Annotated in this window: 15 protein-coding genes; 11 read left to right on the plus strand and 4 right to left on the minus strand. The window is 51.3% G+C overall.

Translation table 11 applies throughout. From position 1 onward, the window contains the following. Positions 1-118 precede the first annotated feature (118 nt). The 7 genes from ET464_RS04380 to ET464_RS20815 all read left to right on the plus strand — a co-directional run bounded on the left by ET464_RS04380 (position 119) and on the right by ET464_RS20815 (position 5,168). Positions 119-1,096 carry an ABC transporter ATP-binding protein gene (locus ET464_RS04380; protein ID WP_129438570.1) on the plus strand — a complete coding sequence of 326 codons (978 nt, stop codon included), beginning with the start codon at positions 119-121 and terminating at the stop codon, positions 1,094-1,096. Beyond that, a complete protein-coding gene (locus tag ET464_RS04385; RefSeq protein ID WP_129438572.1) occupies positions 1,093-1,896 on the plus strand; it encodes an ABC transporter permease in 804 nt (267 codons plus the stop codon). The genes ET464_RS04380 and ET464_RS04385 overlap by 4 nt, the downstream gene beginning before the upstream one ends. A 4-nt stretch (positions 1,897-1,900) precedes the next feature. After that, a complete protein-coding gene (locus ET464_RS04390; RefSeq protein ID WP_208543894.1) occupies positions 1,901-2,683 on the plus strand; it encodes an ABC transporter permease in 783 nt (260 codons plus the stop codon). A gap of 106 nt (positions 2,684-2,789) precedes the next feature. Further along, on the plus strand, positions 2,790-3,812 hold the full coding sequence (locus ET464_RS04395; protein WP_129438574.1) for a TIR domain-containing protein: 1,023 nt from the start codon (positions 2,790-2,792) through the stop codon (positions 3,810-3,812). Further along, positions 3,809-3,979, plus strand: a complete 171-nt coding sequence (locus ET464_RS19730; RefSeq protein ID WP_165279893.1) for a hypothetical protein — start codon at positions 3,809-3,811, stop codon at positions 3,977-3,979. Before ET464_RS04395 ends, ET464_RS19730 begins: the two co-directional genes overlap by 4 nt. A gap of 111 nt (positions 3,980-4,090) precedes the next feature. Continuing rightward, the gene (locus ET464_RS20810) at positions 4,091-5,038 is read left to right on the plus strand and encodes a metallophosphoesterase (protein ID WP_425271743.1); all 948 of its coding nucleotides are present in this window, start codon (positions 4,091-4,093) and stop codon (positions 5,036-5,038) included. Further along, the gene (locus tag ET464_RS20815; protein WP_425271744.1) at positions 4,998-5,168 is read left to right on the plus strand and encodes a YqkE family protein; all 171 of its coding nucleotides are present in this window, start codon (positions 4,998-5,000) and stop codon (positions 5,166-5,168) included. Before ET464_RS20810 ends, ET464_RS20815 begins: the two co-directional genes overlap by 41 nt. A 144-nt stretch (positions 5,169-5,312) precedes the next feature. Here the strand turns inward: ET464_RS20815 and uraA are convergent, their stop codons facing one another. Next, positions 5,313-6,605 (minus strand): uracil permease, encoded by a 1,293-nt coding sequence (uraA, locus tag ET464_RS04410; RefSeq protein ID WP_129438578.1) that lies wholly within the window; start codon positions 6,603-6,605, stop codon positions 5,313-5,315. 148 nt (positions 6,606-6,753) lie between these two features. Here uraA and ET464_RS04415 point away from each other — a divergent pair, with 148 nt between their 5' ends. Both ET464_RS04415 and ET464_RS04420 read left to right on the plus strand, forming a co-directional pair. Further along, positions 6,754-7,260: a metallophosphoesterase family protein gene (locus ET464_RS04415; RefSeq protein WP_129444076.1), complete on the plus strand. Its 507-nt coding sequence runs from the start codon at positions 6,754-6,756 to the stop codon at positions 7,258-7,260. Positions 7,261-7,347: 87 nt separating this feature from the next. Beyond that, on the plus strand, positions 7,348-7,941 hold the full coding sequence (locus ET464_RS04420; protein ID WP_341869775.1) for a thiol-disulfide oxidoreductase DCC family protein: 594 nt from the start codon (positions 7,348-7,350) through the stop codon (positions 7,939-7,941). 13 nt (positions 7,942-7,954) lie between these two features. Here the strand turns inward: ET464_RS04420 and ET464_RS04425 are convergent, their stop codons facing one another. After that, positions 7,955-8,293, minus strand: a complete 339-nt coding sequence (locus ET464_RS04425; protein WP_129438582.1) for a L,D-transpeptidase — start codon at positions 8,291-8,293, stop codon at positions 7,955-7,957. A 29-nt stretch (positions 8,294-8,322) separates the two neighbouring features. Beyond that, positions 8,323-9,084: a YheC/YheD family protein gene (locus ET464_RS04430; RefSeq protein WP_129438584.1), complete on the minus strand. Its 762-nt coding sequence runs from the start codon at positions 9,082-9,084 to the stop codon at positions 8,323-8,325. A 168-nt stretch (positions 9,085-9,252) separates the two neighbouring features. Between ET464_RS04430 and ET464_RS04435 the strand changes: the two genes are divergently transcribed. Continuing rightward, a complete protein-coding gene (locus ET464_RS04435; protein ID WP_129438586.1) occupies positions 9,253-10,002 on the plus strand; it encodes an SDR family NAD(P)-dependent oxidoreductase in 750 nt (249 codons plus the stop codon). A gap of 192 nt (positions 10,003-10,194) precedes the next feature. Here ET464_RS04435 and ET464_RS04440 read toward each other — a convergent pair whose 3' ends face one another. Continuing rightward, a complete protein-coding gene (locus ET464_RS04440; RefSeq protein WP_129438588.1) occupies positions 10,195-12,099 on the minus strand; it encodes an LTA synthase family protein in 1,905 nt (634 codons plus the stop codon). Between the two features lie 271 nt (positions 12,100-12,370). On the opposite strand from ET464_RS04440, the gene ET464_RS04445 reads away from it, so the two are divergent. After that, positions 12,371-13,303: a manganese-dependent inorganic pyrophosphatase gene (locus ET464_RS04445; RefSeq protein ID WP_129438590.1), complete on the plus strand. Its 933-nt coding sequence runs from the start codon at positions 12,371-12,373 to the stop codon at positions 13,301-13,303. Positions 13,304-13,775 lie beyond the last annotated feature (472 nt).

A 13,775-nucleotide genomic window follows, 5' to 3' on the forward strand; every position in this document is an offset into this window, starting at 1 on the left:
CTTGAATATCCCTTTTGCAGCTCCCGCCTGCCCCCTCCAAAATAATGGTTGCCACTACAATAGATGGCTGATATAATATCCTTCCCTGTCTAATTTCCAATAGGAGGAAAAATAGAACATGATCGTTGTGGAAGGTTTATCAAAGTCGTTCAAAGTGGCGAAGCGCCCGCCCGGGCTTAAGCACGCTTTGAAAGCGCTGCTCCGGCCCGAATATACGATGGTACAGGCGCTGAAGGATGTCAGCTTTACGATTCAGCCGGGCGAAATTGTCGGCTACATCGGCCCGAATGGGGCAGGCAAATCGACCTCAATCAAAATGATGAGCGGCATTCTCGTTCCGGACAGCGGAACCTGTACCATTATGGGCTATACGCCATGGAAGGAGCGGACTGCCTTCGTGAAACATATCGGGGTCGTCTTCGGCCAGCGGTCGCAGCTGTGGTGGGATGTTCCCGTTATCGACTCGTTTGAGCTCCTCAAAGATATTTACAAAATTTCACCCGAGACATACAAAGCCAACGTAACGCTTCTCACCGAAACGCTTGATTTGCAAGCCATTCTGAACACGCCTGTCCGCCAGCTCAGCCTCGGCCAGCGCATGCGCTGCGAAATTGCCGCCTCTTTATTGCATGACCCGCAAGTTTTATTTTTGGATGAACCGACCATCGGTCTAGATGCCGTCTCCAAAATAGCCGTCCGCAATTTCATTCAGACCATTAACCGCGAAAAAGGCGTCACCGTCATTCTGACGACGCATGATATGAGCGATATCGAAGCGCTTGCCGACCGGCTGCTTCTGATCGGCAACGGCACCTTGCTTTATGACGGCACGGTACAGAAACTGCGCGCCCGGTTCGGCCAGCGCAAAACGATTACGGCCGATTATGCGCCATGTGCGCAGCCGTTTAACGTGCCGGGAGCCAAGCTTGTGTCGTGGACGCCGGAGCGGGCCGTTCTGCAGGTAAATACGGCCGAGACGCCGGTATCGGGCATTATTGCGCAGCTGTCTTCGATGGTGGAGCTTGCCGATGTGGCGGTGGAAGCGCAGCCGGTGGAGGAAATGATTGTGGAGCTGTACAAGGAGTACCGCATATGAGAGCTTATTATGCCGTATGCAAGCTCCGCCTCTTGAATGGCCTGCAATACCGCGCAGCTGCGCTAGCCGGCCTTGCCACCCAGTTTTTCTGGGGATTCATGTACATCATGATTTATCAGGCGTTTTATTCCAATGCGGTGCACAGCCAGCCGATGTCGCTGCAGGAGCTGGTCGCTTACTTGTGGCTGCAGCAGTCTTTTCTGGCGTTCGTCATGTTGTGGTTCCGTGATCCGGAGCTGTTCCAGCTCATTACAACCGGCAATATCGCTTATGAGCTATGCCGGCCGACCGGGCTGTACGGCTTCTGGTACGCCAAGCTGCTAGCGCAGCGGATTGCTAGCGCCTTGCTCCGCTGTTTCCCGATCATGCTCGCCGCGATGTGCCTGCCGAAGCCGTACCGGCTGCCGCTGCCGCCGGATTTCGCCTCATTAATGCTGTTTATCATCGCGCTGCTTCTCGGTTTGCTGGTCGTCGTAGCGGTATCCATGTTCATTTACATATCCGTCTTCATCACGATGTCGCCAACCGGCTCAATTCTGCTTATCGGGGTATTCGGCGAGTTTTTCGCCGGAGTTATTGTGCCTGTACCGCTCATGCCGGAGTGGCTGCAGCATATCGTCTATGCGCTTCCTTTCCGCTGGACGGCCGATTTCCCGTTCCGGGTTTATTCCGGCAATATCGGGGTGCATGAAGCGGCGGTCGGCATCGGCGTCCAGCTTGGCTGGCTGGTGCTGCTGACGGTGCTTGGCAAGCTTGCGCTGGATAAAGCGCTGCAAAAAGTGGTTGTGCAGGGAGGGTAATAAGGTGAAATTATACTGGAAATATATTGGCATCCTGTTCAAGTCGCAGATGCAGTACCGGACCAGCTTCCTGCTGCTCTCGTTCGGGCAGTTTTTTGTGCCGTTTACCGTATTTGCCGGATTGTATATGCTGTTTGACCGCTTTGGCGAGCTGAAAGGATGGAGCTTCTACGAGGTTGCGTTGTGCTTTGGCGTCATTCATATGGCTTTTTCGATCAGTGAATGTTTTGCGCGCGGCTTCGACAGCTTCTCGTCGCTTGTATCCGCCGGAGAATTCGACCGGCTGCTCGTCCGGCCGCGCAGCACGGTCGTACAGGTGCTTGGCTCGAAGTTCGAGTTCACCCGTGCGGGCAGGCTGGCGCAAAGCGCAGCTGTGCTCATATGGGCGCTTATTGCGCTGCCGGTAGACTGGACGATTGCCAAGGCGGTAACACTGGCGCTGATGATTATTAGCGGCATCTTTATTTTTGCAGGCATTTATATTTTGGCGGCTACGATGTGCTTCTGGACGATCCAGACGATGGAGCTGGCGAATATCTTTACCGACGGCGGCCGGGAAATGTCCCAATATCCGCTCGATATATACAAAAAAGCCGTCACCCGCTTCTTTACGTTTATTATCCCGTTTGGCTGCGTCAATTACTTGCCGCTGCAATATATTACAGGAAGAGCGGATGGTTCGGCATTGGGGTATATGCTGCTGCCGGCTGCCGGCGCGTTATTTATCGTGCCCTGCCTGTTTATATGGCATTTTGGCGTCCGGCACTACCGCTCAACCGGCTCCTAACTTGGACGATTCTCCCTGTATAAGCCGTCTTGACTATTCTCCCGGCAGGAAGAGGCTGGTATACTGATAGAGAACATACAATCGCATTTAAAGGGGAAGCCGGACATTGCAAAAGCCGAAATTGTTTATCGGTTCCGCCAGCGAGTCCATCCGTTATGTGAATGCCGTCCACCAGGCGCTGTCGAGAGTGGCTGAAGTTACGCCTTGGCACGCCGGCGCCTTCCGTGCGGGCGACTATACGATGGAGGCGCTTGAGCGCCAGCTGGAGCGAAGCGATTTTGCCGTATTTATTTTATCGGCGGACGATATGGCCGTGATGCGCGGCAGCACGGTCCTTGTGCCAAGGGACAATACGGTATTTGAACTTGGCTTGTTCTGGGGCAAGCTGCGCAAGGAACGCGTGTTTTTCCTTGTGCCTGACCGGATTGAGGATGGGAATAAAGAGCGGGAGGGGCTGACCGCACAAACGTTCCATCTGCCGTCCGATTTGCTTGGCCTCACAGTACTTACGCTGGAGAGCCGCACCGACGGCAATATGGAAGCGGCGGTTAACATCGCTTGCGCCGAGATTGCGGGGCAGATCGCAAAGCTGGGCATCCATCCGGATAACCGGCAAAGCAAGGAACAGCTGCAGGCGGCGCTCCGCCAAAGTCAAAATTTGCTTCATTTTTTTATGGAGTTTACGCGTAAAGCGTTCCGCGACGATTTCGAGCCGTATGAGCGGCTGTACGAGGCGATCCGGAACGGATACGACCCGTCGGTACTTGGCAGCTTCCGGGTCACGGGAGCGGCCGTCTGGCGGGCGAAAGAAAGCGGACTTGCGCAAATGGCCGGCAACGTGGGGCAACATCGCTTTTTCCCTTTTAACGTTAACGAAGGGAAGCGGGAAGGCGAATCGAGGGTGCTGGTGGTGGATGCGTATCTGAACAGCACGATGCGTATTTTACGCCTCGACAAGCCTGTTGCGGCCAGTTATTTGCTATGTTATCCTGTTGGTAAGGAATTTGTTGTCACCATTCATTTGTCCGGCTCGTCGGACGCGGACGATTTGCCGCTGCGCGAGCTTGTGGAACAAAATGAAGAATTAATGGGCACCGTCCATTATTTGCTTGGAGGGGATTCGATATGAGCAGACTTCGCCCCGGAAAGCTAGGAACAGCGTCCGGCAAAAGAAACAGCCTGGCGGCATTAAAGCCCGGCGCGGTATTTACGTCTCCGTCTACAGACGGCAGAGACCGGGAATACGTCGTTGTATTTGAACGTAAAGCGACTTATAAAAAGCCCTCATTCCTTTAATGTGGTTAGCTTGCAGCGGTCCGCGCCAGCGGGCCAATCCGGATTCAGCCGCTCTCTTGCAGGGCGGCTGTTTTGTTCACCGGCTGAATGAGGACGGAAGGAGATGTGCGATTGGTTTATTTGCTCGTCGTGGCGGCACTGGCCATTATTTTTTATGTCTTTCTTATTTTTCCCACGCAATGGCTGAAAGTCGTACGGGTAAAAGCGCCGACGGGGCTGGGCATTAAAGCGGTGCAGCTGAGTGACATTCACATCGAGCATTTGCGCATTGGCGCCAGCCGTTTCCGCAAGCTGATCGAGCGGGAGCAGCCCGATTACATTTTGATAACGGGCGATTTTACGCAGATCGAAAGCAAGCTGCCGGATGTGGAGCGTTTTTTGCAGCAGGTGCTCGTGCCGGGCATTCCCGCTTACGCCGTATTTGGCAATCACGATTACCGGCTGGATTCGGAAGGCCGGAAGAAGATGATTGCAAGCATAGAAGGCGCGGGCGTTAAGCTGCTGCTGAACCGTTCTGTTAAGCTGGACCGGTTCCAGCTGGTAGGCATCGACGACTTTGGCACCAGACACAGCGACGTACAGAAGGCGTTTCGGGAAGTAGACGGTTCGCTTCCGGTAGTTGTTATTACGCATGACCCGAATGTGATTGATGCGATCCCGCACCATTACGATTATTTGATGGCGGGGCATTTTCACGGGATGCAGTTCTATATCCCGTTCCTGTTCCGGTTTATCGACAAAGGTCCGGTCGCGAAGCGGGGCATCATTCAGGGGCTTCATCACGAGAATGGCCGTGTTCTCTACATATCGGCCGGCATGGGGCAAACCTCCCCAATGCGCGGGTGTTTATCCGCAGCGAGGTTACGGTACATGAGCTATAACGCAATATTTACAGCATTAGAGAAGGAGTATGATGGATATGGCAGCCAAAAAACGCCAGCAGCAGCCGCAGCGTCAGCAAGCGCAAGCGGCACAAGACAAACCGGCGACACTCAAAGATTTGCTAAGTCCAGAAGTGATGGACAAATTAAAAAAACAGTCCGAGCAGCTGAAAGCTGAAGAGGCGGATCGTGTGGAAAAGCAGCGGCAGGAGAAGGAGGCCGCCCGCAAAGCGGAGGAAAAGCGGCGGAACAACGACTTCGAATACTTGCTGAATAACACCAAGCAGAACTGGCGCGAGTTCAAATAAGCGCGGCGAGCAAGCGCAAACGCATATAGCTTAGACCAACAAAAAAACTCTCGATCCCGGCGGACTTATGGACAAAGCCCGCTCGCTGGTTCGAGAGTTTTTTAATTGTGCTCGGATCGTTAGCCGCGGCAAGCCGCCAGCCGGTTAATCCGGCGTTTTCTCCGTCAGCTCTTCATCGTCGTTGGAGAGGCGAAGCACTTCAAACAGCTTGAACAGCAGGCTGAGCAAGATGCCGACGATGGTTGCCAGCGCCATTCCTTTCAGCTCCACGTTGCCGAACGTAAGTTTTACGCCGCTGATGCCCGTTACAAGAACGAGCGTTGCGAGCAGCATGTTTTTCGGGCGGGCGAAATCCACCTTCTGCTCCACGAATATACGCAGCCCGGAGGATGCGATGACGCCAAACAACAGCAGCGATACGCCGCCCATGACAGCGGGAGGGATATTCGCAACTACAGCCGAGAACGTGCCGAAGAACGACAGCAGAATTGCGATTACAGCCGCACCGCCGATTACAAAAATAGAGTAGACCTTCGTTAACGCCATAACCCCGATATTTTCACCGTAAGTCGTATTTGGCGTCGAGCCGACAAAGCCGGATAATACGGTAGAGATGCCGTTGCTCAGTAGCGAGCGGTGCAGGCCGGGATCTTTGGACAAATCTTTGCCTACGATGCTGCTTGTTACAAGCAGATGGCCGATATGTTCCACGATCACGACGAGTGCAACTGGCAAAATCGTAAATACGATGGACCAGTCCAGGCTTGGCGTAGTTACAACGGGATGCGACAACAGCTTTGCGTCATGTATCGCGTCTGTATTGACCATACCCATGAAATAAGCAACGATATAGCCTACCACGATGCCGAACAGGATATGGATAATTTTCATAAAACCGCGGAACAAAACAGCCCCAAGCACGGTTACGCCAAGCGTAATCATGGAGAGCGTGACGGTCTTCCATACCGGAAACGCAGTGTCCGGGTTAATTAAGCCGGCCATTTGTGCGGCAACCGGCACCAGCTCGAGACCGATCAGGGCGACGACGGAACCCATAACCGCCGGCGGGAAAACAACGGAGATCCAGCTCGTTCCGGCCAGTTTGACAATCAGGCCAACAAGCGCAAATAGAATCCCGGCGACAATAAATGCGCCAAGCGCCGCCGAGTAGCCGTTATCCGGATATTTCTCCAGTACAAGCGTGACCGGAGCGATAAACGCAAAGCTGGAGCCGAGATAAGCAGGGATTTTTCCTTTACAGATGAAAATATAAAGCAGTGTGCCGATGCCGTTCATCAGCAGAATCATGCCTGGATCGACATGAAACAGGTTAGGTACAAGCACCGTACTGCCAAACATGGCAAACAGATGCTGGATGCTGAGCAAGACTCCTTGTCCTAACGGTACTTTTTCATGGACTTGAATTTCTCGTTGCAAATGCTATTCACTCCCGGCGTATAATGTAAAGATAGTCCAATCCTGATGAAATCTTGACGGGCTTTGGCTCGATTAATCCTATTGTTTCCTGTAGTACACTTCTATAAACCGGAGCAAAGGGAACCCGATGATGAAGGGAGAGGAAGCGATGAAGATCGTTATCGTGTCTGACACCCATATGCCTCGTATGGCGAAATCATTGCCCGCAGCGCTTGTACAACAGCTGGAAGGGGCGGACCTGATTCTTCATGCAGGCGATTGGACAACTTTACTAGTATATCACGAACTAGCCCGGTATGCGCCAGTAAAAGGAGTAGCCGGGAATAATGACGGTGAAGCGCTTGTTGCGAAATTCGGTTTGAAACGGATTGTGAATGCGGGAGGCAAGCGGTTCGGCCTGGTGCATGGCCATGGACCTGTCCGGAGCCGGACAGCCTTGCAGACCGCCTTGGCCGCATTTGACGGGGAACAGGTGGATGCCGTTATATTCGGGCATTCCCATGTGCCGTATATGAAACGGCATGAAGGCGTATTGCTGTTTAATCCGGGTTCGCCGACCGCCAAGCGGAAGCAGCCGCTTTATTCATTTGGCGTATGGCAGCTGAATGGCGGGGAGCTGCGCGCCCGGCATGTTTTTTTCGCGGACAAAAGCTGAAGCGGAAACTAAAAGCAGACAAAACCTAAACGCGCAGAACGGTTGGGCGAGTTGATGTGATAAGGGAGGGGAGCTGCTGTGGAGCAGATGCAACAACGGCCGGAGCGGCCGCGGTCGGGAGATCAACGGGGAGAAGGGGAGCTGCACGTGCAGATACCGGCTGAACGACAACCAATGAAACAAGAACAGAACGGCCCGTCACAGACGGAGCCGCTGTTGGCAGGACAACAACAAGCGCCAGTGTCAGCAGGAGCAGTCTTGCTAATAGACGGGGAATGCAACCTTTGCAACGGAATCGTTCAATTTATTATTAAACGCGACCATAAGCGCTGCTTCCGGTTTGCTTCCCTGCAATCGCCGGCGGGACAACGGCTTCTTCAAGAAGCGGGTTTGCCGGCAGGCGAGATAGACACGGTTGTCCTGCTGGAGCAGGGGGCTGTTTATACAAGATCAACGGCAGCGCTGCGCATACTGTTGCGGCTTGGCCGCGGCTGGAAGCTTATGTACGTGCTGGCGGCATGCCCTCCTGCCTGGCGGGACTGGCTGTACAATCAGGTTGCACGCAACCGGTACCGGCTATTCGGCAGGAGAGATACATGCCTTGTTCCAACGGCGTCCATCCAGGAGCGATTTTTGCCAGACGAGGAAACGCACGCCGGGGCACAAGGGACTTCGGGGTAGCGCCTGGCATAGGCTACGGTCTTATGGTCACTCGTGTACCGACCGGGACAAGACGCGACAATGCCACCACATCTTCATTGTACATCCGAATACAGCCATGCGACACTTCATGACCGATGGATGAAGGGTCATTCGTCCCGTGAATGCCGTAATGCGGCTTCGACAACCCCATCCATAACACGCCGAAAGGCCCTCCGGGATTTAACTGTTTATTAATAATGGTAAACTCGCCTTGCGGCGTCTGAGTGAGCATTTTGCCGATTCCTACGGGATAACCCCGGACGACGACATTACCATCCAGCAGATACAGCATCCGATCGGATAAATCAACGATAATACGGTAAGCAGGCATAGGCTTCTACCTCTCCTTCTTGGCAGCGTTTAATCGTCATAACGCCCGTAGCTCCGGGCAAAACGAGCCATCCGCTTATATTCCGAGGGATTAATGCGCTTTAAAGGATGAAATTGCGGATGGTTGGAGTTTACTTCAAGAACCCACAGCTTTTTGTTCTGGTCAATTGCAAAATCGATCCCCATCTCCTGCATGCCTGAACGTTTGGAGCTGAGCACGCGCGCGATATTCAAAGAGGCATGCTTTAACCGCTCAATTTCCCCGCTGCGCTCCTCTTCGGGAATATTCAATTTGCGCAGCAGCTTGTCGATAGACCAGATCCGGCCGCCTTGATGATAATTGGTTACGATTTTGTTGGGAGAGCCTACTTTGACCAAAAAGCCGGTACACGTCCATTTGCCTTTTGGTTTGCGCTGTACCATGCTGCGTATGTCATAAGGCTTGTTAAGAACGCGGCCGAGGTCAATCGGGGCTTGAATAATCATCCGGTAAGGCGTCAGCGACTTCAAATATCGAAGCAAGCTTTTGGACGTGCGAAAATGTTTGCGGATCTGCCGCTTTTTCCGGGTGGTATCCAGTGTGAACCCTTCTTCGTCTTTTTGAACCTTGCAGACGCCAATGCCTTGTGAACCAATATTAGGTTTGACATATGCAGCTCCGTAATCGGCCAGCATACGCAGAAGGCGGGATGGGGTAAGAAAAGCGGTATGGGGGATATACGCTTTCGTCCGCTGGTCGGCCTGCAGATAGCGGTAGACCTTCAGTTTGCCCGTATGTTGCGGCTGGCGTATGTTTTTTTATAGTTAAGTTTCAGCAATGGAGATTTCACCTCGCCTTACTGTATGTGGTTATTTGTACATTGACTTGTACCCTCGTCTACCGGGCTATAAAATGGGTGCAAATATCCGCAGGACATCCGTTTGGGGTAAAATGGTTATGTATTCATAAGAAAGAAGGGGATAAAGGTGTACAAAGGCAAAGTTGTGGTCATAACGGGAGCTGGCGGCGGAATCGGGCGGGAGCTGGCCATCGCCTACGCTGCACAGGACGCTTATGTTGTCCCGCTCGATATAAATGGGGAGGGGCTTCGGGAGACGGAGGCTTTGATTGCCCGGCAAGGAGGTTTAGCGGCGGGGTATGTGCTGGATGTGAAGCAGCCGGAAGCAATTGTCGAAGTGTTTAATGACGTTAAAGAAAAGTTCGGGCGGGTAGATGTTCTCCTCAATAACGCGGGTATCGGAAAGTGGAAATCGCCGTATGAGCTGACGGTTGAGGAATGGGATACGGTGATCCATACGAACCTGCGGGGCACTTTTCTTTGCGCAAGGGAAGCAGCTGCCCTAATGCGCCGGAACGGAGGAGGGGCTATCGTTAATATTGCTTCGACACGCGCTTTAATGTCCGAGCCTCATTCAGAAGCGTATGCCGCAACCAAAGGCGGCATTGTGGCGCTGACCCATGCGCTTGCCGTATCTTTTGCGCCGGACCGCATTACGGTTAATGCAATCAGCCCTGGCTGGATTGAAACGGGCGATTATAGCGCTCTGAAGCCGTCTGATCATGAGCAGCATCCAGCAGGGAGAGTGGGGACTCCGGCGGATATCGCCAGAGCATGCCTCTATTTGACGAACCCGGATAATGATTTTGTGACCGGAATTAATTTGGTTGTGGATGGCGGCATGACCCGGAAAATGATTTACGAGGAATAAGTTTACTTCAATATAATTATGTAAACTTTCACGTGAGCTAACAGGATTACCTGCCTAATGATTGGGTAGGATGAGTTCGCAAGTTTACGTTAATAATATTATGTAAACTTGTAGCGGAGCAGAAGATACATAGATGCAAAAGGCCATACAAAAGCCGTTTCTGATGGATGATCAGAAACGGCTTTTGTACACTTATTTACTTTCGTCCGGAACCGGTACGGCAGATTGCGTTTTGTTTTCCGTACGGTCCGGCAGCTGGCCTACATAGCTATGTGACAGCAGGCGCAGCTCATTGACGCGGTTGAACTCATCTTCGGTCGTTACCGGCGTGGTAGACGGCAATTCCGTGGAGTACGAATATTGAGTACCGTCATCGTATTTCGTCCCCGGAATAAACCATCCGTTGTTGTTGAAGAACGAACCGGTAGGGAGGTAGTAGCTGATTGGCACAAGATTATATTTATCCTGGTTCAGCAAATCCTGCCCGAAATGAATATGATCTTTCATCGATACGCCCAGCAGGTTGGCCACTGTAGGGAAAATATCGGTTTGTCCGCCAAGCTGTTTCATCACTGCAGGGTGGGTAACACCCGGGGAAGAAATGATCAGCGGAATGTTCAGCATTTTTTTATCCGAATAATTGCCCATGCCCAGTTCATTCAGGAGATCCATATCTTTATCCTGCAAAGAGAACAGCGGCATGCCGCGATGATCGCCGTACACTACAAGCAGGCTGTCATCCCATAAGCCTTTGGCTTTCAATTCGTCAATCAGCTGACCGAAGCAGTAGTCGGCATAGTTTTGCGCCGTCAAATAGTTGCCTACATACGTATCTTTATAACGGTCCGGCAGCTTGATGGTTTGCCAATCTTCCGGAATCGTGAACGGATGGTGGCCGCTCATCGAGATCAGCTGCGCATAAAATGGCTTGTCGGATTGATCCATTTTTTGCAGCTCGTCGGTCGTTTTCGCATACAAAATATCGTCGGTAGAGCCAAAGTACAGCGAATGGTCTTCGCCAAAGAAGTTTTTGTCGTAATAACGGTTAAAGCCAAGCGCCTGATAAAGATCGTCGCGGTTCCAGAAATGAACTTCGTTCGTATGGAACGTAGCCGTGTCGTAGCCGTTCGCTTCCAGCAGCTTCGGCATGCTCGGCAAATCTTTGTTCGCATACACTTGCGAAGCCGTTCCTACCGCCGGCACATAAAACGAAGTGTTTACAGCGTACTCGGCGTCGGAAGTGTTGCCTTGCCCTGCCGCTTGATAAAAGTTCGTAAAATGGAAGCCTTCGTTAGCCAAGCGGTTCAGGTTTGGCGTAATTTCCTGGCCGTCTACCTTTAAGTTGATCAAAAAGTCCTGGAATGATTCCATTTGCACGATAATCAGGTTTTTGCCTTTGGCAGCGCCGAACATAACCGGGTTGGCTGTTTCGGTAATGCCTTTCAGCTTGTCGATGCCTTCCTGCGTAATAATATCGAAAGGAACCGGATCCGGCTGCTTGTCAGCGAGCAGGGTATACGCTTCATAGCTGAGCAAGCCCATTTGCTCGGCTTTGACCGTTTCGTTCATGCTTGCCGAGTTCGGAAAAATGTTGAGCGCGCACAAAATGATCGAAACGCTGAACACGCCCAAGATAAGCTTGCGGCTTGAAGGCGCGTTGAACACCTGCAGCCATTTTTTCGCCGTTTGCTTCCGGATGAACATAAAAGCAAGAACGATAAAGTCAATGAACAAAATGAAGTAAACCGGATGAATGAGCGAGAATATGCTCTTTTGCACGGCATGAGCCTGATCCATCTGGCCAAGGACATGGAATGTCGCGATAATGCCGTAATGCTCGTAGTACATAATAAGCGACAGGTACAAGATCGAGATGACCAAGTTGACGATTAAATAATAAAGCAGCTTTCTGCGGGTAGCAAACCATTCGATAGCACAGAAGATTACGAGAATAATCGGAATCTCTCTAATAATTGTTTCTAGCGAAGGGCCATCCTCAAACAATACGTGCCACGCGAAGTAGCATTTCAGCAGCATACTGACCGAAAAAAACAAAATGGTGCCTGCACTGAATTTGGATTGTCTTGAGCCAAACATAGCTTACGAAGCCTTCTTTCTGTCGGTTAATGTGAAAAAAAGTACAAAGTTTTGAAAACGAGCATTCCAAACTACTAAAACACAATAGAAACATTTTAATCCATAGAGTAGAAGAAAAGCAATAAGAAAAGAATGACCATAATCCCATTAATGTAATGGGAAAAATGAATCTTTTCCGCTTTATTGTATTGATTGTACCTTTCTAATTAAGGTATACTTTTCTCGGTATTACGGATAGAACCTTCTAATTTTGCAAATAAGGAGCATGAAGATGGAAAAAGTACTTATTTTCGGCCATAAAAACCCTGATACGGACACCATTTGTTCGGCTATCGCCTATGCCGACCTGAAGACAAAGCTGGGACAAAATGTTGAAGCGGTTCGTCTTGGTGCTATTAATGGAGAAACGCAATATGCGCTCGATACGTTTAAAGCGGCGGCGCCTCGTCTCGTTGAGACGGTTGCGAACGAAACGAAAACAGTTATTCTTGTGGACCATAATGAACGCCAGCAAAGCGTTTCCGATATCGGCGAGGTTCGCGTTGCGGAAGTTATCGACCATCACCGCATTGCGAATTTTGAGACAAGCGGTCCTTTATATTACCGCGCTGAGCCGGTTGGCTGCACCGCCACGATCCTGAACAAGCTGTACAAGGAAAACGGCGTTGCGATCTCGCCTGAAATTGCCGGCCTGATGCTGTCGGCGATCATCTCCGACTCGCTGCTGTTCAAATCGCCTACCTGCACGGAGCAGGACGTGGCTGCTGCACGCGAGCTTGCTGAAATCGCAGGCGTTAATGCGGAATCCTACGGCCTTGAAATGCTGAAAGCCGGTGCTGACTTGAGCGACAAAACGATCAGCCAGCTCATTTCGCTCGACTCCAAAGAATTCCAAATGGGCAGCGCGAAAGTGGAAATTGCACAAGTGAACGCGGTTGACGTGAACGATGTGCTCTCCCGTCAATCCGAGCTGGAAGATGCCCTTTCCGCAATTGTAGCGGACAAAGGCCTTGATCTGTTCCTGTTTGTCGTAACGGACATCCTGAACAACGATTCCGTTGGCCTGGCGCTCGGCAAAGCCGCCGATGCAGTAGAAGCGGCATACAACGTGAAGCTTGAGAACAACACGGCTCCGCTGAAAGGCGTTGTATCGCGCAAATCGCAAATCGTACCTGTACTGACTGAAATCTTTAACAAACGCTAATATAATTAACAGTTAACGTTATTAAATAGCTTCCTATTATATAGGAACACAACAACCGCTCCATTTGGGATGCTACGGAAACGTATCATTTCGGATGGGGCGGTTGTTGTGTTATTTTAAGCCCGAAGAGAGAAGTGACGCAAATGAAACTTTGCTCATAATCCACGATGAGGCGGAAGGGCGGAAAGCGGCGGCTCTCTAATTAACCATACAACGATTATTTCCGTTTTATTCGCATTACCTGTCAAATGACCGGGCAGTTACACAAGTGAATATCCAAAATGGGACTTATATCGCCAATTTCAGCCTAAAAACACGCCGAAAAAATGGCGTGAAATACATATTTCACGCAGTTTACGATATAAGCTGTCGAATCTGTGCGGGACGAACAGAAATACATTCAATGGCTTGTCTGTTTGCCCCAATATTTGAGGGTCTGCCCTGAGGAATGAACATGAAACGGAGGCTCATA

Source organism: Paenibacillus protaetiae, from assembly GCF_004135365.1.
In the GTDB taxonomy this organism is placed as follows: Bacteria; Bacillota; Bacilli; order Paenibacillales; family Paenibacillaceae; genus Paenibacillus_AP; species Paenibacillus_AP protaetiae.